A 19,805-nucleotide genomic window follows, 5' to 3' on the forward strand; every position below is an offset into this window, starting at 1 on the left:
TATTCTCCACGCTCTAAAATTATGCTTTAGGTTCCGCTGCCGTCGGGGCCTGGTAGCCACCCCCCAACGCGCGAACCAATGCTATCTTCGCCTGCATCAAGTTGCTGCTGGCATTCAGTTGTGCCTGTTGCTGCTGTAATAGCTGCGTCTGGCTGGTCAACAGTTCATCACGCCCAATAATCCCTGCCTGGTATTTGGCGTTGGCGACCCGGTACACATCCTGCATGGATTGGGAGGCAGAGGTTGCCTGCAGCAGCTGCTTGCTACTGCTCTGTTGAATGGTGATGGCGTCGGCCGTTTCCTGTAACGCATTGACGAGCGTTTGGTTATAGGAACCTACCGCCTGATCGTAGAGTGCGGACTCTTCACCCAGCTTGCTGCGTAGCGCACCGGCATGGAAGATAGGCAGGGAAATGGCGGGAACCACGCCCCACGCCTGGCTGGCGGCTTCAAACAGATTCGGGTTGGTACCGCCGACGTTGGTGGTGGTCAAGCCAGCAAAGGCCGAGATCGACAGGCTAGGGTAGAACTCTTTGCGTGCCGCACTGACCCGTTGGTTATAGGACTCCACCAGTTGGCGCTGTGCCACGATATCCGGGCGTTTACCCAGCAAATCCGCGGTGAGTTCGCCTTTGGGGGCTAACTGTTCTTCGCTTGGCATGGCCACTGGATGCAGAGACTGCATCGCATTCGGGCCAAGACCGGCCAGGGCGGCCAACTGGTGTTTCAGTTGTTCAATCTGTGACTGCAGCTGGGTGATCTGCTGCTTGGCACTGTCTGCTTGTGCCTGGGTTTGTTGCGGGATTTCCACGCCGTAGATCCCGGCTTTATATTGCTTTTGGCGCAGGTCGGCCAAGCGTTGATTATTATCCACTTCTTGTTGCAGCACATTCTCAAGCGCGTAATTCGCCTGCAACTGATAATAGGCTGAGGCTACCGAACTGGTTAGTGTCAGAGCGGCCTGTGCCTGCTCGGCACGAGCGGCATCGATCTGCGCTTTTGCCGCATTGACCTGATTGCGATATTTGCCCCACCAGTCAAACTCATAGGCCAGATTCAGGCCCAGCGAGTTGGAGGATTCATACACCGGGTTGGGCAGGTAGCCAAAGCCCAGGTTGGTGTTTTGCGCCACACGCTGACGGTTGATGCTGGCATTCAGATCCAGGTTAGGGCCGTTGGCGGCACTGGCTTCCCCTGCCACACTTTGGGCTTCACGCACGCGAGCGCCCGCCTGTTGCAGCGAAGGCGAGTTTTGCAGCGTCTGGGTCATCAGGCTATCAAGCTGGGGATCGTTAAGCGTGCGCCACCATTGCGGGCTGATGGCAAGCGAGCTGACTTTCGGCTGGGCAAGCTGCAGTTGTTGCGGCTCCATCATCTTGGATTGTGGGGCAATATTATCGGTAGATGCGCACCCCGCCAGCAACAGAACGGCGAACAGCGGGGTGAATCTCCAGTTTAACGGGGATCGCATAAAATGATTACCTGAACAGGAATTATTGGGATAACTGCTCTGAAACTTCCATCTGATCCAAACGGGTCAACAATTTGCGCGTCAGCATTTCAAGCTGCTGCTGCTCCTCGTCGTTCAGCGTAGACCACAGAAAGTGCAGACATTTATGCTGCGGTGGCAGCAATTGTTCGAGAAACGCTTCCCCAGCCTGGGTCATATGCAGATGCAGGCAGCGGCGATCGTGATCGCTCTCCCGGCGCTCAATCCACCCGCGTTTCTCTAGTTCATCGGCAATGCGGGTAGCATTGGTGCGTGACGAACCCAGGGCTGAGCTTAACTCAGAAGGCTGGATACTGTGGTTTTCCTGCGCATCCAGCGTAATGAGAGCCATAAACAAGGTTTCGTTGATTCCCTGTGCTTTCAGCATTTTATTGCGATTTTCCAACAGCTTGCCTTGCATATGCATGCACAGGCGGGTCAGCAGGATTTCCTGGTATGGGAAGTCTTTCTGACGTTTGGCGCGGAAATTCAGCATTTGCTCTATGGGGGTAAACGAGCTTTCCATAATTTAGTGCCTCATTAATTTCGTTCGGTATAGTAACGATAGTGATTAATAATGTAAATCTTCAGCAAGGGGAATAATTTAGCAATTTGTGTCATTTGTAAGTTGTTTGTAAATGCTTAACGCCACAGACCCTAAGGTCTTGTGATTGAAGGCACAAACTCTGCCGTTCCGCAGGCTGAGATAGGTAAGATTTGTTTATGTAACTGGGCGGGGAACTACGGCATCCTGCGGAGGGGATAGAAGGAAAACTTACGTGAGTAAGGTCGTTCATGGTTGTCCGGGGCGCAGGGTGTATAGGTCGCCAATAATTTACCGCGACAATATTACCAGAGTGTAAGTAATTTTTACACCCTGCGGTCTAATAAATTTCTATGGTTATTATTTTCTTGCTAACTAGCTAATGACTGGCCCCTGTGGGTCATAGCGCTTACCACGCCACCAGGTCAGCAGATTCATCACGCACAATACGCCACCAATCGCCGCTACGCCGTTCCAACCAGCATGTTGATAAGCGGCGGCGGAAAGCACTGAACCCACGGCACCCCCGATAAAATAGCTGGTCATGTAACCGGCAGTCAGGCGATTACGCGCCTCCGGCATGATGCGGTAAATCACGCTTTGGTTGGTGACATGCACCCCCTGCACTGCCAGATCCAGCACCAGAATACCGATAATCAGTGCCCAGAGAGAGTACGGTGCCAACGCAATCGGGATCCAGGACAGCAACAGCAGTACCAGCCCGACGCTGGTGGTTAGCCCCGCTTTGCCCTTATCGGCCAGATGACCGGCGCGTGAGGCAGCCAAGGCACCAGCAGCACCCACTAGACCAAATAGCCCAATTACGCCTTCGGAGTATCCGAACGGTGGGGAGGCCAGCAGGAAAGCCATTGAGGTCCACAACACGCTGAAGTTGGCGAACGACAAAGCGCCGATGATCGCACGGGTACGCAGCAACGGGGTGAAGCAGAACAGGGAAAAGATGGATTTAAGCAGCTGCGGGTAATTCAGGCCAGAATGCAGCTTATAGCGCGGCAAGGCACGCCACAGCAGAAGGGCCATCAGGATCATCAACACGCTGGCCACCCAGTAGATAGTACGCCAGCCGCCGAGGGCCGCCAAAGCACCGGCGACGGTACGTGCCAGCAAAATCCCCAGCAGCAGGCCGCTCATGATCACACCGACGGTTTTACCGCGTTTTGCTGGGTGCGCCAAAGTGGCGGCGAGTGGCACTAAAAGCTGGGCCACCACCGAGAATAGGCCGGTGAGAGCCGTACCGAGGATCATCATTGATAAGGTGCTGGAGGAAGCGGTGATCAGCATTCCCCCGGCGGCTAACAGCGTCATAAAGACAATCAGCCCACGTCGCTCAAACATATCGCCCAACGGCACCAGAAACAGCAGGCCAACTGCATAGCCTAGCTGGGCCGCGGTGACGATAAATCCGGCCTGGTTAACCGATAGATTAAAGTTTTGTGCGATGGTTTCCAGCAGCGGCTGGGCGTAGTAGTTGCTGGCAACCGCCAGGCCGGTGGCCATCGCGATTAACAGCGTCAGTGCAGGGCTAAGGCCCGGGTGTTCGGTTGGTTGGTTCATAATTGTTCAATAATGGAAATTTGTGATCGAAGTATCAGGCAGAACAGAATGTTAAACCAATGTATAATTTTCATCTGATCCATCTCATTTCGCGATAGATAGTATGAATCTGAAACAGATCCGTTATGCCCTGGCGGTGGCCGAGGAGCAGAGCTTTACCCGTGCTGCCCAGCGCTGCCATACGGTTCAGTCAGCCCTGAGTCATCAGGTCGCCAAACTGGAAGAAGAACTCGGTTGTACGCTGTTTGAGCGAACTTCGCGTCGCGTTGAGCTGACCACCGCTGGCCGGGCTTTCATTCAACCGGCGCAGCGGTTGTTGGCCGCCAAGCAGACGTTGGTGGAGGAAGTGGTGGCGGCCGCTGGTACGGTATCCGGTACGTTAACGATTGGTACCATTTCAACCATCAACGCGATTGACCTCACCGAAAAGCTGGGGGAGTTCCACCGTCATCATCCGGCGGTGAATATCCGGCTGTACGTTGGCATTAGCGAGGTGTTGTTGGAAGATATTCGCCAGCAGAAGACCGATGTGGCATTCGTTGGCATCTGGCCGGGCGATAAAGACATGCTGCCAGAGTCGCATCGCCAGTTGACCGATGAGCCGCTGGTTGCGTTGGTGGCCGCAGAACATGCGCTGGCGGGGCATCAACGCATCAATCTGCAAACGCTGTCAGAAGTGCCGCTGGTGGATTTCTATAGCGGAACCGGGGCGCGGCGGCAGACCGACCGGGCCTTCCAGGCGGCAGGGATCAAACGCCATGTGAGCTTTGAGATCGACCATATCGAATGGCTGGAGAATCTGGTACGGCGAGGCCTGGCTGCGGGGATCGTGCCGATTTCCACGGCCCAGCGTTTGAGTTCGCTGGTGGCTATTCCGATCGTCGATGGTCCACGTCGTCAGGTGTATTGCGTATGGAACCCACCTCTGTCGAAGACGGCAGAACGATTTTTACAGTTTACCGAGATGATGTTGCCGGAATGAGGGCGCAGCGTATAAGCCGCGCCCATGGGGATATTATGATTTGGCGGCTTCGGCGGCGGTTTTCACCCAACCGTCAAACGTGGCCTGGTGAGCCTTGATCCAGCCATTAACATGGTTTTGGATGTCGGCTTCGGAAGCCTGGCCTGCATGCATCCGCAGGTTCTGCGCGTTGACGTCGGCAATCGGCAGTTTCATGATGGCAAACAGCTTGGCGGCGGCGGGGTTGGCCTGCGCCCACTGCTTATTGGCGGCAATATGCATGGTGTTGACCGGGAAGCCATAGTTGGCCCCGTTCGGCAGCTTGGTATCGACATCTTTCATTTTGCCCGGCAGGGAAGAGAACGGCACCTGCAGCCAGACAACGTCACGCCCAGGCACCATCACGTCGCTGACCCAGTACGGCGTCCAGGTGTAATACAGCACCGGTTTGCCTTCTTTGAAGCGGGTGATGGTATCGGAGATCATGGCGGCGTAGTTGCCCTGATTGTGTTCCACGGTTTTGCCCAAGCCATAGGCTTCGATATGGTGATTAATCACCGTTTCACAGCCCCAGCCCGGGGTACAGCCGGTCAAGTCGGCCTTGCCGTCACCGTTGGTATCAAACAGCTTGGCAATTTTCGGATCTTTTAGCTGCTCAACGTTGGTGATGTGATACTGCTCGGCGGTTTTTTTGTCGATCAGATAGCCCTGAGCAGCACCGCTGACGTAAGCCCCTTCGCGGTAGAATTTGTTATCACCCCCGGCGGCCTGATACTGATCGGCGTGCAACTGATCCCAGTTCACCGCCAGAAAAGTGGCATCCCCTGCGGCGATGGAAGTGTAGGCCACGTTGTAGTCCACCTCACGCGGTTCTTTCACGTCATAACCGAGCTTTTCCAGTGCTTTGCTGACCAGCAGCGTCTGGAAGGTCTCCTCGGAGATGGTGCTCTGTATCGGTTGTACCGAAATACCTTTTCCTGGCAAATCAGCAGCGGAAGCAACCTGTGAACCAAGCAGTGTGGTAAGGGCAATCGCCCAGATCCCTGTAGTGCGCATAGTTTTTCCTCTGTTATTGATGTTGTTTGGAGATAGCCCGCCAGGGCAAGAAAGCCGCCGGCGGGAAGTACGATCAGGCTTTTTTGATAAACGGGCGAGCGATCAACCCGATTGGGCCGTGGGTATACCAGCGGCCTAGCCCTTTACTGCGGCGATCGCGCCCCAGCGACTGGGTGAGGCGATCGAGAATAATGGCCAGAATAACGATACCGACGCCACCTACGGCGGCCAGCCCCATATCCAGGCGGCCGATGCCGCGCAGCACCATTTGGCCCAGGCCACCTACGGCGATCATCGAGGCGATAACCACCATCGACAGTGCCAGCATCAGCGTCTGGTTAACCCCGGCCATGATGGTTGGCATGGCCAGCGGCAGCTGCACTTTAAACAGCATCTGTCGTGGGCTGGAACCGAAGGATTCGGCGGCTTCGATCAGATCTTCTGGCACCTGCTTGATGCCCAGAATGGTCAGGCGCACGATGGGGGGCAGGGCGAAGATGATCGTGACTACCACCCCCGGCACGTTACCGATACCGAACAGCATGACGATCGGCACCAGATAGACGAACGCCGGTGTGGTCTGCATGGCATCAAGCAGTGGCCGGATCACCTTGGCGGCATGTTTGCTGCGTGCCAACCATATGCCCAACGGCAGGCCGATAAGGATGCAGAAGAACAGGGCGGTGAGCACCAGCGCCAGCGTGACCATCGCCTGTGACCAGGCCCCGATAGCGCCAATGGCGACTAACGACAGCAGCGTGGCGGCCCCCATGCCGAGACTGGATATCTGCCAGGCGATCAGCGAGAACAGCACAATGGCGAGTGGAGCAGGCATACCTAGCAAAAACTGCTGGAAACCGCTGAGGATGAAATCCACCGGCACGCGAATGCCCTGGAATAACGGACGGAAGTGCAGTACCAACCAATCGATGCCGTGGGTGACCCAGCTGTCAAACGGCACCCAAGCCTTGTGGAACGGATCCAGCAGGCTAAAGTGCTCGGGTTCCACCGGGGCGCTGTTGAGCCAGTCAGCGCTTGATGCGGCCTGATTAGCGGCATCATGCGGCACACTGTCTGCCGGTGTGCTGGTTGCCCAGGGATCGCTGCTGGTGGCAGCTTGGGTTACCGGGGCGTCGTTAGGGGATGTGGCAGCAGTTGCCCATGGATCCTGATTATCACTCATTCGTAGGGCCCTCTTTATCTAAAGCCTGCAACAGCATGCCTTTGGAAATGATACCGATATAGTTGTTGTCTTCCCCGACTACCGGCACGGCGCAAGGGGCCTGTGCTACCAGTGAGATCAGCTCGCTCAGCGGCATATCGGCCGGAACGGGCAGTGGGGCATCCAGCAAGGCGTCGTCCAGCGTTTGATTGGCCGCTAGCGCCTGCTTGAGAGAGTCTATCGATACCACGCCGATAAATTTCTGGCCGCGTTCAAGCACGTAGCCATAGTCACGGTCTTCATCACGCAGGATCTGCAACGCAGAGCGCGGACCAAAACCGGGGGTCTTACGGATCAGCGTCACCGGGCGACGTTTGGCGATATCTTTGGCACTGAAAACGTGGCTGATATCGACGCCGCGGAAGAAGGTGCGCACATAATCGTTGGCCGGATTATTTAATATTTCATCCGGGGTACCCACCTGGATCACTTCGCCGCCCTGCATAATGGCAATGCGATCGCCAATACGCATTGCTTCATCCAGATCGTGGGAAATAAAGACGATGGTGCGCTGATGTTTCGCCTGTAATTTGACGAGCTCATCCTGCATTTCGGCACGAATTAATGGGTCCAGCGCAGAGAAGGCTTCATCCATTAACAATATATCCGGATCGTTAGCCATAGCGCGGGCTAAGCCGACACGCTGACGCATGCCACCGGACAGTTCATCGGGATAGGCATTGGCATAATTTTCCAGCCCAACCTGACGCAAAGCGTCCAGCGCTTTTTCCTGGCGTTCCTGTAAAGGAATACCCGCTAATTCCATGCCGAAAGCGGTGTTATTTAATACGTTCATATGCGGCATTAAGGCGAATGATTGGAACACCATGCTGATCTTATTACGCCGTACGGTGCGCAGCGCAGCATCGGATATTTTGGATATATCCTCGCCGTCAATCAGCACCTCACCGCGGGTGGGTTCTATCAGACGATTGAGAAGGCGTACCAAGGTGGATTTACCGGAACCGGAAAGCCCCATGATGACAAATATCTCGCCTTCTTCAATGGCCAGAGAGGCGTTCTTGACGCCAAGTGATAACCCCGTTTTTTCCAGCAACTGGTCTTTCGTCAAACCTTTGTCTATCAGCTTAAATGCGCGTTCCGGGTGTTCACCAAATATCTTATATAAATTTTTAACTTCTAGTTTAATTGCCATGCAATTCGCTGTTTCCTTTGTTTATTATCAAACGATAAAAATATCCTAATAGAAAATAAGAGTGCCCTATACCCTAACACACTGACATTCTGAGACAACCCTCAATGTTCATGTTGTCGGATTTTTCTTGTTATTTCACGATGGGTGACTGGACATAATTACCCGATTTTTACGGGGTTATTTAACCGTAATGAGCAACAGAAAACGGTGGGGTATATTGGCCGATATCACGGCCATTTCAGGTAATATAGGTTTTGTCAATTTCCCTAATTACCTTATGTATTTCAAGCGCTACAGTCTGAAATGAATTTCCCCTACGCCTTGCGATACAAACGGCGCGGATGACCGATATTGCCGTAGAGCATTTCGACGCATATAAACTGGGTCGTCACGCAGTATTCCAGATAGCGACGTGCGGTGGTTTTGCTAATGCCAGCATGTGCAACCACGTCTTCCACCGCATGGGCCACCTCCGGCCGATTGATGAATAACGCCTGCACTAACTCCAGGGTGATGGTTTCAATCCCTTTGGCGCTGGGTTCGTTGGAAAACTGTTTGGACTGCAGGTTATACAGCGCATCGACACTGTTTTGGTCGATGACCTTGAAGGTGCGCTGGGTCTGCACAAACTGCATAAAGCGTTCCAGCGAATTACGCAGCCGCTTATAGGAGACGGGTTTAATGATGTAGTCGAAGGCCCCGTTGCGGATCGCCTGGCTACAGGTATTCATGTCGCTGGCCGCAGTGATAAAAATCACCGAGCAACCGGGTTTTTTAACCGCAGCCTCTTCCATTAGCGCAATGCCCTGGCCGTCCGGTAGAAAGTTATCAAGCAGGATCAGCCGGGGTTGGTGAGCATTAACTTTTGCTCTAGCTTCCGCCAGGGTAGCGGCATAGGCCACCACCCGCAGGTTGAAATTTTTCTCAAGAAATTCGGCGTGCAGCGTGGCCAGTTGCGGCTCGTCTTCCACGATCAGAACGTCTAGGGTCTCAGGTTGCATAGATCGGATCCGGGTGCTTAAGCTTTGGGGATAAACAGCGAGAAAATGGCGCCGTGTGGATCGTTGTCCGACACTTCGATGCTGCCATGTGCCTGAGCGACGTGGCTGGCCACCAGGTGCAGGCCAATACCGTGGTCGCCCTTATCTTTGGTTGTCACGCCTTGTTCAAATAGCGTATCACGAACCTGTGGTGCGATCCCGGTGCCGCGATCGGCCACTTCGATCACCAGCTCGTTACTGCTGTCATTGATATAGAGTTCTACCGCTTCATGCGGTGCCGCGCAACGCAGCGTAGCATCGAATGCGTTATCCAGCAGGTTGCCAATGATCGACATCAGCTCGGTTTCATTCAGCACGGCGGGGATTTGGCGCAGCTGGCAGGCGGGATCGAAGCGGAGTTCGATGCCTTTTTCCCGTGCGCTGGAGTATTTGCCCAACAGCAGGCCACACAGCGCGGCGGAGCTGAAACGCTGGGAAATAAAATCGAGGATCTCCTGTGCACCTTCCGACTGGGCTTCCACATAGCGGATGGCTTCGTCATAACGTTGCATATGCAGCAAACCGGCGAGCGTGGCCGTCCAGTTCAGCTGTTCGTGGCGCATGATGCGCAGGTTATCGGCATAGCGTTTTACCTGGCTAAGCTGGCTGCTGAGGGTATTGATGTCGTTCTTGTCGCGGAAGCTGATCACCCAACCCTGTAGCTCATCTTCCTGCATGATCCGCACCCGGCTGGCAATCACTCGCACATGGTTGAAACGGCACACCTCATCGTGGGTGTCGTGCCCCAGTTGCGCAGTGGCAAAGAAATCGGGCTGTGACTGGATAATCTCACCGATATGCTGGCCCATCAGATTATTGGCCGGTTGGCGCAGATCCAGCAGCTCACGTGCGGCGTGGTTAATCGTGATGATGCGTAGTTGCGGATCTATGGCGATCACCCCTTCATAGATGGCTTCCAGCAGGGCTTTCTGCTGGCGTACCAGTAGCGCGATCTCTTTGGGCTCTAATGAAAACATCTGGCGTTTCAGGTTTTTCGATAATAGCCAGGAAAACACAAACAGCGCCATCAACAGCAAGACGACCGAGGCCACGATCTGGGTCAGCGTGCGGGCATTTAAACTGTCGATATGGGATTTAAGATAGCCGACGGAAACAATACCGACCACCTGGTTATTACCATCGACAATCGGCGCTTTACTGCGCAATGAAATACCGATGCCGCCTTTACGGATCGAGATAATACTTTTACCTTGCAGCACCTCTTTATTATCGCCGCCGACCATGGGTTTACCCAATTGCTCAGGGTGTTCGGAGTGGTAAAGGTGCATGGTATGGCTGTCGCCGATCACAATATAGCTGGCATCGCTGCTGGCACGGATTTTTTTCATCAGTGTGGCAATGTATTGCGTGTCGTTATTTTCAACGGCAGTGACCAGGGATGGGATCAGCGCAATCTCACGTGCCTGCACTTGGGCACGGGCACCCAGATCTCGGTGTAGTTGGGCATCCAGTTGGTAGTAAGTGTAAACCCCGATCAACGTCAGCAACACGCAGGAAAAGGCGACCAGGCACAGGAACAGCTTGATATGAAAGGAGAGCTTGATGCGCATGGTTTGCCGTGGGTCCTGGTGTCTGCTTGGATGTCTACCCTATCATGAGAAGGCATCGGAGTAATATTGTTCGGGATCAAGTTGTGAGCATCGGCACGGCTTTATTGTCGGGGGGGAATATTCCACAGTGGCATGGCTAACACCGAACGTGCGATAAAATCAGTAAAACTTAAAATAAGCCTATTATTAACGCCATTAACTCCATGGGTTATTTTACATAACCGTCATTAACACCATAGAAACCATAACTCCCATTAAAAACCCTTTTTTATTTTGAACAAAATCACAGCGGTGACTCCAAGCGTTTCTCTATGATGGCCGAACAAACAATAAGAGGCCAGATTATGAGCACAACCGATGATTCCTACCTCGTTGCCAAAGATAAAACCGCCGATATTCCGCTGCGTGAAAGGTGGTGGCACATTCTGGATAATTACAAAATAGGGATTATACCGCTGCCATTCTTTGTGTTGGCCGGAGTGCTGATCCTGCTCGATTGCCTGGCAGGTAAATTGCCCAGCGATATCGTGGTGATGGTGGCAACGCTGGCGTTCTTCGGCTTTGCCTGCGGTGAGTTTGGCAAGCGCCTGCCGCTGGTAGGCAAAATGGGAGCTGCCGCTATTTGTGCCACATTTATTCCCTCGGCACTGGTCCACTATGGTTTGCTGCCGGACGTGGTGGTTGAATCCACCACCAAATTCTACAAGTCGACCAATATTCTTTATCTCTACATCTGTTGCATCATCGTCGGCAGCATTATGAGTATGAACCGCCAGGTGCTGATCCAGGGCTTCCTGCGTATCTTTGTCCCTATGTTGTGCGGTGAAGTGGCCGGTATGCTGGTCGGGATGGCGGTGGGTATGGCGTTAGGTCTTGATCCGTTCCAGATCTTCTTCTTCCTGATCCTGCCGATCATGGCGGGTGGCGTAGGGGAAGGGGCGATCCCATTGTCGATGGGCTATGCTGCCATTTTGCATATGGAGCAGGGGGTGGCCTTGGGGCGTATCCTGCCGATCGTGATGTTGGGCAGCCTGACGGCGATCGTGATTGCCGGCCTGTTGAACCAATTGGGGAAACGCTATCCACACCTTACCGGCGAAGGCAGCCTGATGCCGAGCAAACAGGGCGATCGCGAGATCGCGGCAACGGAGAAACTGAGCGGTAACGTGGATGTCGCCACTATCGCCTGTGGCGCGCTGCTGGCCATCCTGCTGTATATGGTGGGCATGTTGTTACACCGGCTGATCGGTTTACCTGCCCCGGTGGGGATGTTGTTTGCCGCAGTTGCGGTGAAGTTGGCACACGGCGTTTCGCCACGCATTCAGCAAGGATCGCAGGTGGTGTATAAATTCTTCCGTACCGCCGTCACCTACCCGATCCTGTTTGCCGTAGGCGTTGCTATTACGCCGTGGCAAGAATTGGTGGATGCTTTCACCGTGCAGAACCTGATTGTGATCGTGGCGACGGTAAGCACGCTGGTGGCAACGGGTTTTCTTGTCGGCAAGAAGATCGGCATGCATCCGATCGATGTGGCTATTGTTTCCTGCTGCCAGAGCGGGCAAGGCGGAACCGGTGACGTGGCGATCCTGACGGCGGGCAACCGGATGTCGCTGATGCCCTTCGCCCAGATTGCAACGCGCATCGGCGGTGCGATTAACGTTTCGCTGTCACTACTGGTGTTATCGCATTTCTATTGAGCAGTGTGTTGCCGATTTGCCCCGCGAGGATGCGGGGCTTTTTTACGCTTGATGGCGTCAGGCATTTAGAACGCCCAGTCTTCATCCTCGGTATTCACTGCCTTGCCCATCACGTAGGAAGAGCCGGAGCCGGAGAAGAAATCGTGGTTCTCATCGGCGTTGGGTGACAGCGCCGAGAGGATTGCCGGATCGACCTGTGCCATTGCGGGTGGGAACAGCGCCTCGTAGCCCAGATTCATCAGCGCCTTGTTGGCGTTATAGTGCAGGAAGATTTTGACCTCTTCCGTCCAGCCGACCCCGTCATAAAGCTCTTCGGTATAACGCACCTCGTTGTCATACAGATCCTGCAACAAATCGAAGGCAAAGTTCTTCACCTGCTGGCGGCGAGCCGGGCTGGCTTGCTCCAGGCCTTTCTGGAACTTGTAGCCGATATAGTAGCCATGTACCGCCTCATCGCGAATGATCAGGCGGATCAGATCGGCGGTGTTGGTCAGCTTGGCCCGGCTTGACCAGTACATGGGCAGGTAAAAGCCGGAATAGAACAGGAACGACTCCAGAAACACGCTGGCGACCTTCTTCAACAGCGGATCGTCGCTGCGATAGTGCGCCAGAATGATGCTGGCTTTTTTCTGCAGCGTGACGTTTTCCTCGCTCCAACGGTAAGCCTCGTCAACATCCCGGGTCTGGCACAGGGTGGAGAATATCGAACTGTAGGAACGGGCGTGTACCGCCTCCATAAAGCTGATATTGGAATACACCGCTTCTTCGTGCGGGGTGATGGAATCGGCGATCAGCGCCGGAGCGCCAACGGTATTCTGGATGGTATCCAGCAGCGTCAGCCCGGTAAACACACGGATGGTGAGCTGCTGCTCCTTGGCGGTCAGCGTGGCCCAGGACGGAATATCATTCGACAGCGGCACCTTTTCCGGCAGCCAGAAGTTGCTGGTCAGCCGGTTCCACACCTCCAGATCCTTGTCATCATCAATCTTGTTCCAGTTGATGGCCTGCACTCGTTGCATTGTCATAATCTTCCTCACAGTGCGCAGGACACGCAGCCCTGCACCTCGGTCCCTTCCAACGCCATCTGGCGCAGGCGGATGTAATAAATGGTCTTGATGCCTTTACGCCAGGCGTAGATTTGCGCACGGTTAATATCGCGGGTGGTGGCGGTATCGCGGAAGAACAACGTCAGCGACAAGCCTTGATCTACATGCTGCGTGGCGGCGGCGTAGGTATCGATAATCTTTTCCGGGCCAATTTCGTAAGCGTCCTGGTAATACTCCAGGTTGTCATTGGTCATGTACGGAGCGGGGTAGTAAACCCGACCAATCTTGCCCTCCTTGCGGATCTCGATGCGTGAGACGATTGGGTGAATGCTGGAGGTCGAGTTATTGATGTAGGAGATGGAGCCGGTAGGCGGCACCGCCTGCAGGTTCTGGTTATATAGCCCGTGCATCATCACCGCAGCGCGCAGTGCCAACCATTCCTCACGCCCAGGTATGGCGATCTTGGCGTTGGCGAACAGCTCACACACCCGCGCAGTTTTTGGCTGCCACGCCTGCTCGATGTATTTGCTGAAAAACTCCCCGCTGGCGTAGGTGGAGTTCTCGAAACCGGCAAAACTGCTGCCGCGTGCTATTGCCAACCGGTTGGAGGCGAGCAGGGCGTGGTAGGTTACGGTGTAAAAATAGATATTGGTGAAATCGATTCCTTCATCCGAGCCGTAGAAGATGCGTTCACGCGCCAGATAGCCGTGCAGGTTCATCTGGCCGAGGCCGATGGCATGTGAAGCCTGATTCCCGGCGGCGATAGACGGCACCGAGCCGATATCGCTCATATCCGCTACCGCCGTCAGCCCGTAGATCGCGGTTTCCACCGCCTTACCGAAATCGGGGGCATCCATGACTTTGGCTATGTTCAGCGAACCGAGATTGCAGGAGATATCTTTGCCGATCTCTGCATAGCTCAGATCCTGATGGTAACGGCTGGCACTGTTGACCTGTAGGATCTCCGAACACAGGTTGCTCATATTGATGCGCCCGGCGATCGGATTGCTGCGGTTGACCGTATCTTCAAACATCATGTACGGATAACCGGATTCGAACTGGATCTCCGCCAGCAGTTGGAAAAATTCGCGGGCGTTGATGCGGGATTTGCGAATGCGCTTGTCATCCACCATCTCACGGTATTTTTCGCTGACGCTAATCTCTGACAGCGGCACGCCGTACACCTGTTGCACGTCGTACGGAGAGAACAGGTACATCTCTTCGTTATTTTTTGCCAGTTCGAAGGTGATATCCGGGATCACCACCCCCAGCGACAGGGTTTTGATGCGGATTTTTTCGTCGGCGTTTTCCCGTTTGGTATCCAGGAAGCGCAGAATATCGGGGTGATGGGCGTGCAGATACACCGCCCCGGCGCCTTGACGTGCCCCCAGCTGATTGGCGTAAGAAAAGGCATCTTCCAGCATTTTCATTATTGGGATCACCCCGGAAGACTGGTTCTCAATGCGTTTGATTGGTGCGCCAATCTCGCGGATATTGCTCAGCAGAAAGGCCACACCGCCGCCGCGTTTGGAGAGTTGCAGCGCCGAATTCACCGCGCGACCAATCGACTCCATATTGTCTTCAATACGCAGCAGGAAGCAGGAAACCAGCTCGCCACGCTGCTGTTTGCCACCGTTGAGGAAGGTGGGCGTCGCGGGTTGGAAGCGCCCGGAAATGATCTCTTCCACCAGATCCTGCGCCAGCGCGGTATCACCCGCCGCCAGCCGTAACGCTACCATGCATACCCGGTCTTCATAGCGCTCCAGATAGCGCTGGCCATCGAAGGTTTTCAGCGTATAGCTGGTGTAATACTTGAAGGCGCCGAGGAAGGTCTCGAAGCGGAATTTCTTGGCATAAGCCTGTTGGAACAGCTGCTTGATAAAGGCGAACTCATACTGCTCCAGCACCGTCGCTTCGTAATAGCCCTCATCCACCAGATAGCGCAATTTTTCCGCCAGGTTGTGGAAGAACACGGTGTTTTGGTTCACGTGCTGCAAAAAGTATTGCCTGGCGGCCAGCCGATCCTTATCGAACTGGATGCGCCCTTCGGCGTCGTAAAGGTTGAGCATCGCGTTGAGCGAATGGTAATCCAGCGTGGCGCTGGCGGGCCTGGTCAGTTCTGTCGTTGCCAAAATGCGGTGACTCCCTGTTGAACGATAGCGACGTCTTGTGTAGTGCCGAGTAGCTCAAAACGATAAAGCACCGGTACCTGGCATTTTTTTGCGATGATGTCACCGGCGATGCCATACGCTGCGCCGAAATTGGTGTTACCTGCGGCAATCACACCACGCAGGTAAGCGCGATTCTGCGGATCATTGAGAAAACGGATCACCTGGATCGGTACGGCACCGATGCTGCTGCCGCCGCCGTAACTGGGCACGATCAGGATATAAGGGTGCTCCATCAGCACTTTTTTACTGCCAGCGATCGGAATACGTATCGCTGGCAGAGCCAGTTTCTCAACGAATCTGTGGGTGTTCTCCGAACTGCTGGAGAAGTAGACCAGCGGATCCATGGCACACCTCAGGAGGTTAGGGCGTTGGCTAACGCGCCGATCTTGTCCGGGCGGAAACCAGACCAGTGATCGTCACCGGCGATAATCACCGGAACCTGCTGATAACCCAATGATTTAACGTGGTTCAGCGCCTGCTGATCCTGAGCCAAATCGACCACGCTATAGTCGATCCCTTGTCTATCCAGAGCACGGTAGGTGGCATTGCACTGGACACAATCCGGTTTGGTGTAAATAATAATACTCATGATTCGCATTTACCTTTTATGTTGAAGGAAAGGCGGATAAGTCAGAAAATTGAGCATGATAGGGCGTTTCTGACGGCGTCACCCACTCAAGGCGTTTTCCCTTGCGGTGATGAATCAATGCTATATGTTGATATTTATTTTATCAACACCGCTATATGTGGTGTTTTTCGGTTTTGGATGCGCGGGCCGCGCCGAGGCTGGAAAAGCGGTAGGTAAATATTTTTTGCGGTGAGGTTATCCAGCGGGCCTTTTCCAATCCGCCCAATGCGCTCAACATTCCGGCGTTACGCATGGCCTATCTGGTGGTGCCTGCGCAACAGACGGCGGCTTTTGAGCGCTGTAGCCAGCTGCGAGGCTGTGGTTGCCCAGCGTTACTGCAAGCCGGGGTGGCCGATTTTATCAACGGCGGGCATTTTTACCGTCATCTGAAGCGGATGCGGTTGCTGTATCGCCAGCGGCGTGTATGGCTGGCACAAGCCCTGACACAGCGTCTTTCAGACTATTTGACGGTGGCACCCCAGGCGGGGGGCATCCAGATGCAGGCTCACCTGAAAACAGGGTTCAACGATAATGAGTTGGCGAAGAGAGCCTGGCAACAGGGGTTGTCGATACAGGCACTGTCGGATTGGCAGATGTCTTCGCTTGCTGATAATGGCTTATTGATGGGCTTTGCCAACTTCACCAGCTATAGCGAAGCAGAGCGCGCGGTAGCCCGGCTGGCGGCGATTATCGGGAGCGGAAAATAAAGCGGCCCACGGAAAACCGTGGGCCAGACGCACATCTGTTTTTATGGTAAAAACCAGCTACATGGGTTAACGCCGAGCAAGCAAGACGCCGAGCACGATACCAACAGCAGCACCGATGCCTACGCCCTGCCAAGGTTTGTCTCGTACATAGCTATCGGCATTGCCAGCTACGTCGCGAGCATGTTGTGTCAGGCTGCTGGAACCGCTGAAGCGTGCACGGGCATCGCGTAATATCCCTTTTGCCTTGCTGTGCAGTTCATGCAGTTCTTCTTTGGTCTTGCTGCTGGAGTCGCGTAATACTTCATCCAGCGTATCGGCCAGCAGGTTCACGTCCTGATCGATGTCTCGTTCTACTTTATCTGTCTTGTTAAACATTCGACTCTCCGTTACGACACATGTCCTTTAAGTGTAGACCATTTTGGGAAGTGTGCTGGCGATCACGAAAATTAATGGCTATCCACGCGAATAACGAGGCTTTTTTCGGGCATCACCCCAGCCTGAGGGCCTGGCTACAAGCTCTGTACATTTGGTTACTCAGCGAAACCAATCACTCACGGAAGCGGCGAATTGATTCCTCTATTATCTCTTCAACGGCCCAACCGGGCTTACCGAAAAACACAATCTGAGGATTTAAAGATGAAAAAAGTATTAGCGCTGATCGTTGCTGCCACCATGGGCCTGTCTTCTGTTGCTTTCGCTGCTGAAACTGCGGCTGCACCGGCACCAACTGTGACTGAGAAAGCTCCAGCTAAAGCGACTCACCACAAGAAAGCCACTAAAAAAGCACCAGAGCAGAAAGCTCAGGCCGCTAAAAAGCACAGCAAAAAAGCGCCAGTAGCTCAGAAAGCTCAGGCTGCTAAAAAACACCACCAATCAAGCAAGAAAGCCGCTGCTCCTGCTGCTAAATAAGTGAAGATAGCGGAGCCGTCTAAGGTTCCGCATCCTCTGCTGAATACTCTGACACCCGGTTTACCGGGTGTCTTCTTTTGAGGTGAGGTCATCATGATGAACCGCTACCTTTTTGAAGTGATCTTCAGTGCCGTCACGCTATGTGGTCTGGTGGTTGCCTGGGAATTGTTCCTGGCCAGCAGCTTCCTGTGATTATTGCCCGATAGGGGTTTCGTGCAGGTGGAGCCAGCGTAGCCCGTCGGCGGTCTGGGTAAAGACCACGGTAGAATAACGCAGGGTCGCAGGTTGGCCTGGCAGCGTTTGCTTCTCGCGATAGTTGACTACGGCCCCCGTTGCCCATTCTGCGACCATCTTCATTTCTTCGATCACAATCTCCAGCCCCGGCTTTGCAGCTCGATGCGCCTGGAAAAATGCCCCTAGCTCGTTAGATCCCAGCTTGCTGCCGTTTAGGGCAATCATGCAAAAATCTGCGTGAAACCGCGCCAAGAGCGGTTGCAGTTCCCTAGCCCCTTTTCCCAGCCATTCGGCGATAGCCACATGGGCGTCAATCACTTCGGTAAAATAACGATTCATCACGATTCCTGTTGAGCGTTGAGATGGCGCACGATGGCGCGGTTGGTAATACGCAGGCACAGCAGCATCGGGAACAACGTACTGACTGCGGCGAGATAAAAACAGTAACGATAGGCCACGAGCGGTTCCATATGGCCGAGCAACAGATTGAGCAACAGGCTGAGCAGGGTAACGCCAAAGCAAAAGCTCAGCTGGCGGTTGATATTCCATAGGGCGCTGGCATCGGCCAACTGGGTATCGGCAATGGTGAGAAAGGCACAGCTTTGTGCTGTGCTGCTACACAGGCTGCCACCCAAGCCCATCAAGGCAAACGCGAAGATTTGCCAGCTATGCTGCCCGGCATCGCCGATCTGCGATAGGGCCAGCATCCCGAAGCCTTGCAACGCACAACCGGCAACAAACAGCGGGCGTGGGCCGCAACGGTTGAAAACCTTGCCGGTCAGGGTGATGGCGGCGAAAGAGGCCAGTGACCAGGGAACCATCAGCCCGCCAACCTGAGTGGCCGACATACCCAGCTGGTTTTGCAGATACAGCATAGCCACCAGGCTGACGCCGATGAACAGACCAGGGATGCACTGGTAGACGATCATGGCGATACGCAACTGCGGATCCCGCACCAGCCGCAGGTTCAGCAGCGGGTATGGATGGCGCAGGCTGTGCCGCAGGTAGTAAGCAAACACCAACAGCCCAGCGAACAGCAAGATTGCGCCTTGCAACAGCAAATGGGGTTCGCTCAGACGGGTCAGGCCAAGCAGGATCAAGGTGAGTGCCAGACAGGCGCTAATCAGCCCGGTGACGTCCAGCCGCTTAACCTCGCTGGCCGTAGGCTCGTTACGCAGCCACAGAATAGCCAACAGCAGAGCCAGCGCCGCCAGCGGCAGGTTGCTGAAAAACACCCAGCGCCAGTCAAGATGATCGACAATCAGGCCACCCAATGCCGGGGAGAGCGCCGGAGCCAGCAGCCCCACCAGCATGATGGCGGCAGAAAGCCCGGCGCGTTCATGGCTACGAAACAGCTGATAGGTGAGCGTTTGGCCAATCGGGATTAGCAACCCTCCGCCCATACCTTGTATCACCCGCCAGCCGATCAGTTCTTCGATCGATCCAGCGCGGCCTGCCGCCGTGGTTGCCAGCATAAACAGCACCAACGACAGTAAAAAAACCTGCCGCCCGCCAATACGTTGCGCTAGCCAGGCGCTGAGCGGGATCACCAGCGTCAGGCCAAGCAGGTAACCATTGCTGATCCAGGCCAGTTGGCTGATGCTGGCCTGCAAGGTGTGTCCGATCGCTGGGTAGGCGACGTTGGCGATAAACATGTTGATCAGATCGACAAAGAATCCGAGCAGATAGACGATTGCCACTTTAGTGCGATAAGCCATGAAGCCTCCGGTTGAAGGCGTGCAGTGTAGCGGGCGGGAAAGGGCTGATAAATCGGCGCTGGGCGATTACACTGTCAAAAA

At 54.5% G+C, this 19,805-nt stretch carries 19 protein-coding genes; 4 read left to right on the forward strand and 15 right to left on the reverse strand.

Translation table 11 applies throughout. The features are described from left to right. Positions 1-19: 19 nt before the first annotated feature. From KAJ71_RS14160 to KAJ71_RS14170, 3 genes are all read right to left on the reverse strand, one after another. Complete coding sequence (locus KAJ71_RS14160) at positions 20-1,471, reverse strand: efflux transporter outer membrane subunit (protein ID WP_248946327.1); 1,452 nt, start codon at positions 1,469-1,471, stop codon at positions 20-22. 22 nt (positions 1,472-1,493) lie between these two features. Further along, entirely contained in the window at positions 1,494-2,015 is a 522-nt protein-coding gene (gene mprA / locus KAJ71_RS14165; RefSeq protein ID WP_021178983.1) for a transcriptional repressor MprA, read from the reverse strand. Positions 2,016-2,408: 393 nt separating this feature from the next. Beyond that, positions 2,409-3,608 carry an MFS transporter gene (locus KAJ71_RS14170; RefSeq protein ID WP_248946328.1) on the reverse strand — a complete coding sequence of 400 codons (1,200 nt, stop codon included), beginning with the start codon at positions 3,606-3,608 and terminating at the stop codon, positions 2,409-2,411. Between the two features lie 103 nt (positions 3,609-3,711). Here KAJ71_RS14170 and KAJ71_RS14175 point away from each other — a divergent pair, with 103 nt between their 5' ends. Then, positions 3,712-4,590: a LysR family transcriptional regulator gene (locus KAJ71_RS14175; RefSeq protein ID WP_024484844.1), complete on the forward strand. Its 879-nt coding sequence runs from the start codon at positions 3,712-3,714 to the stop codon at positions 4,588-4,590. A gap of 33 nt (positions 4,591-4,623) precedes the next feature. On the opposite strand, the gene proX is transcribed toward KAJ71_RS14175, so the two are convergent. The 5 genes from proX to KAJ71_RS14200 form a co-directional block, all read right to left on the reverse strand. Then, on the reverse strand, positions 4,624-5,625 hold the full coding sequence (proX, locus tag KAJ71_RS14180; protein ID WP_248946329.1) for a glycine betaine/L-proline ABC transporter substrate-binding protein ProX: 1,002 nt from the start codon (positions 5,623-5,625) through the stop codon (positions 4,624-4,626). Positions 5,626-5,698: 73 nt separating this feature from the next. Continuing rightward, the gene (gene proW, locus KAJ71_RS14185; RefSeq protein ID WP_248946330.1) at positions 5,699-6,808 is read right to left on the reverse strand and encodes a glycine betaine/L-proline ABC transporter permease ProW; all 1,110 of its coding nucleotides are present in this window, start codon (positions 6,806-6,808) and stop codon (positions 5,699-5,701) included. Further along, on the reverse strand, positions 6,801-8,003 hold the full coding sequence (gene proV, locus KAJ71_RS14190; RefSeq protein WP_021807606.1) for a glycine betaine/L-proline ABC transporter ATP-binding protein ProV: 1,203 nt from the start codon (positions 8,001-8,003) through the stop codon (positions 6,801-6,803). Before proV ends, proW begins: the two co-directional genes overlap by 8 nt. A gap of 314 nt (positions 8,004-8,317) precedes the next feature. Next, positions 8,318-9,004, reverse strand: a complete 687-nt coding sequence (locus tag KAJ71_RS14195) for a response regulator (protein ID WP_248946331.1) — start codon at positions 9,002-9,004, stop codon at positions 8,318-8,320. A gap of 17 nt (positions 9,005-9,021) precedes the next feature. After that, positions 9,022-10,614: an ATP-binding protein gene (locus KAJ71_RS14200; protein WP_248946332.1), complete on the reverse strand. Its 1,593-nt coding sequence runs from the start codon at positions 10,612-10,614 to the stop codon at positions 9,022-9,024. A 344-nt stretch (positions 10,615-10,958) separates the two neighbouring features. On the opposite strand from KAJ71_RS14200, the gene KAJ71_RS14205 reads away from it, so the two are divergent. Next, a complete protein-coding gene (locus tag KAJ71_RS14205) occupies positions 10,959-12,311 on the forward strand; it encodes a 2-hydroxycarboxylate transporter family protein (protein WP_248946333.1) in 1,353 nt (450 codons plus the stop codon). 65 nt (positions 12,312-12,376) lie between these two features. Here KAJ71_RS14205 and nrdF read toward each other — a convergent pair whose 3' ends face one another. Genes nrdF through nrdH form a run of 4 tightly spaced genes read right to left on the reverse strand, consistent with a single transcriptional unit; the run spans position 12,377 to position 16,117 of the window. Continuing rightward, positions 12,377-13,336: a class 1b ribonucleoside-diphosphate reductase subunit beta gene (nrdF, locus tag KAJ71_RS14210; RefSeq protein WP_248946334.1), complete on the reverse strand. Its 960-nt coding sequence runs from the start codon at positions 13,334-13,336 to the stop codon at positions 12,377-12,379. 8 nt (positions 13,337-13,344) lie between these two features. Continuing rightward, positions 13,345-15,489 (reverse strand): class 1b ribonucleoside-diphosphate reductase subunit alpha, encoded by a 2,145-nt coding sequence (nrdE, locus tag KAJ71_RS14215; protein WP_248946335.1) that lies wholly within the window; start codon positions 15,487-15,489, stop codon positions 13,345-13,347. Continuing rightward, complete coding sequence (nrdI, locus tag KAJ71_RS14220; RefSeq protein WP_248946336.1) at positions 15,471-15,872, reverse strand: class Ib ribonucleoside-diphosphate reductase assembly flavoprotein NrdI; 402 nt, start codon at positions 15,870-15,872, stop codon at positions 15,471-15,473. Before nrdI ends, nrdE begins: the two co-directional genes overlap by 19 nt. Positions 15,873-15,880: 8 nt before the next feature. Then, complete coding sequence (gene nrdH, locus KAJ71_RS14225) at positions 15,881-16,117, reverse strand: glutaredoxin-like protein NrdH (protein ID WP_248946337.1); 237 nt, start codon at positions 16,115-16,117, stop codon at positions 15,881-15,883. 290 nt (positions 16,118-16,407) lie between these two features. Between nrdH and KAJ71_RS14230 the strand changes: the two genes are divergently transcribed. Continuing rightward, on the forward strand, positions 16,408-16,863 hold the full coding sequence (locus KAJ71_RS14230) for an aminotransferase-like domain-containing protein (protein WP_248946338.1): 456 nt from the start codon (positions 16,408-16,410) through the stop codon (positions 16,861-16,863). A 66-nt stretch (positions 16,864-16,929) separates the two neighbouring features. Here KAJ71_RS14230 and KAJ71_RS14235 read toward each other — a convergent pair whose 3' ends face one another. Beyond that, a complete protein-coding gene (locus KAJ71_RS14235) occupies positions 16,930-17,238 on the reverse strand; it encodes an ElaB/YgaM/YqjD family protein (protein WP_248946339.1) in 309 nt (102 codons plus the stop codon). A 261-nt stretch (positions 17,239-17,499) separates the two neighbouring features. Here KAJ71_RS14235 and asr point away from each other — a divergent pair, with 261 nt between their 5' ends. Continuing rightward, a complete protein-coding gene (gene asr / locus KAJ71_RS14240) occupies positions 17,500-17,772 on the forward strand; it encodes an acid resistance repetitive basic protein Asr (protein ID WP_248946340.1) in 273 nt (90 codons plus the stop codon). Positions 17,773-17,964: 192 nt separating this feature from the next. On the opposite strand, the gene KAJ71_RS14245 is transcribed toward asr, so the two are convergent. Together KAJ71_RS14245 and KAJ71_RS14250 are read right to left on the reverse strand one after the other, a co-directional pair. Further along, positions 17,965-18,345 carry a DUF4440 domain-containing protein gene (locus KAJ71_RS14245; protein WP_248946341.1) on the reverse strand — a complete coding sequence of 127 codons (381 nt, stop codon included), beginning with the start codon at positions 18,343-18,345 and terminating at the stop codon, positions 17,965-17,967. Next, positions 18,345-19,724, reverse strand: a complete 1,380-nt coding sequence (locus KAJ71_RS14250; protein ID WP_248946342.1) for an MFS transporter — start codon at positions 19,722-19,724, stop codon at positions 18,345-18,347. The genes KAJ71_RS14245 and KAJ71_RS14250 overlap by 1 nt, the downstream gene beginning before the upstream one ends. Positions 19,725-19,805 lie beyond the last annotated feature (81 nt).

The organism is Serratia silvae (assembly GCF_023282985.1).
Classification (GTDB): domain Bacteria; phylum Pseudomonadota; class Gammaproteobacteria; order Enterobacterales; family Enterobacteriaceae; genus Chania; species Chania silvae.

Excerpts from the sequence above, each read along its gene's own strand:
- KAJ71_RS14200 (WP_248946332.1), bottom strand. The coding sequence starts at position 10,614 with ATGCGCATCAAGCTCTCCTTTCATATCAAGCTGTTCCTGTGCCTGGTC.
- nrdF (WP_248946334.1), bottom strand. The coding sequence starts at position 13,336 with ATGACAATGCAACGAGTGCAGGCCATCAACTGGAACAAGATTGATGAT.
- KAJ71_RS14250 (WP_248946342.1), bottom strand. The coding sequence starts at position 19,724 with ATGGCTTATCGCACTAAAGTGGCAATCGTCTATCTGCTCGGATTCTTT.
- KAJ71_RS14160 (WP_248946327.1), bottom strand. The coding sequence starts at position 1,471 with ATGCGATCCCCGTTAAACTGGAGATTCACCCCGCTGTTCGCCGTTCTG.
- KAJ71_RS14205 (WP_248946333.1), top strand. The coding sequence starts at position 10,959 with ATGAGCACAACCGATGATTCCTACCTCGTTGCCAAAGATAAAACCGCC.
- KAJ71_RS14245 (WP_248946341.1), bottom strand. The coding sequence starts at position 18,345 with ATGAATCGTTATTTTACCGAAGTGATTGACGCCCATGTGGCTATCGCC.
- mprA (WP_021178983.1), bottom strand. The coding sequence starts at position 2,015 with ATGGAAAGCTCGTTTACCCCCATAGAGCAAATGCTGAATTTCCGCGCC.
- asr (WP_248946340.1), top strand. The coding sequence starts at position 17,500 with ATGAAAAAAGTATTAGCGCTGATCGTTGCTGCCACCATGGGCCTGTCT.
- KAJ71_RS14195 (WP_248946331.1), bottom strand. The coding sequence starts at position 9,004 with ATGCAACCTGAGACCCTAGACGTTCTGATCGTGGAAGACGAGCCGCAA.
- KAJ71_RS14230 (WP_248946338.1), top strand. The coding sequence starts at position 16,408 with ATGGCCTATCTGGTGGTGCCTGCGCAACAGACGGCGGCTTTTGAGCGC.
- proW (WP_248946330.1), bottom strand. The coding sequence starts at position 6,808 with ATGAGTGATAATCAGGATCCATGGGCAACTGCTGCCACATCCCCTAAC.
- KAJ71_RS14235 (WP_248946339.1), bottom strand. The coding sequence starts at position 17,238 with ATGTTTAACAAGACAGATAAAGTAGAACGAGACATCGATCAGGACGTG.
- KAJ71_RS14175 (WP_024484844.1), top strand. The coding sequence starts at position 3,712 with ATGAATCTGAAACAGATCCGTTATGCCCTGGCGGTGGCCGAGGAGCAG.
- proV (WP_021807606.1), bottom strand. The coding sequence starts at position 8,003 with ATGGCAATTAAACTAGAAGTTAAAAATTTATATAAGATATTTGGTGAA.
- nrdH (WP_248946337.1), bottom strand. The coding sequence starts at position 16,117 with ATGAGTATTATTATTTACACCAAACCGGATTGTGTCCAGTGCAATGCC.
- nrdI (WP_248946336.1), bottom strand. The coding sequence starts at position 15,872 with ATGGATCCGCTGGTCTACTTCTCCAGCAGTTCGGAGAACACCCACAGA.
- proX (WP_248946329.1), bottom strand. The coding sequence starts at position 5,625 with ATGCGCACTACAGGGATCTGGGCGATTGCCCTTACCACACTGCTTGGT.
- KAJ71_RS14170 (WP_248946328.1), bottom strand. The coding sequence starts at position 3,608 with ATGAACCAACCAACCGAACACCCGGGCCTTAGCCCTGCACTGACGCTG.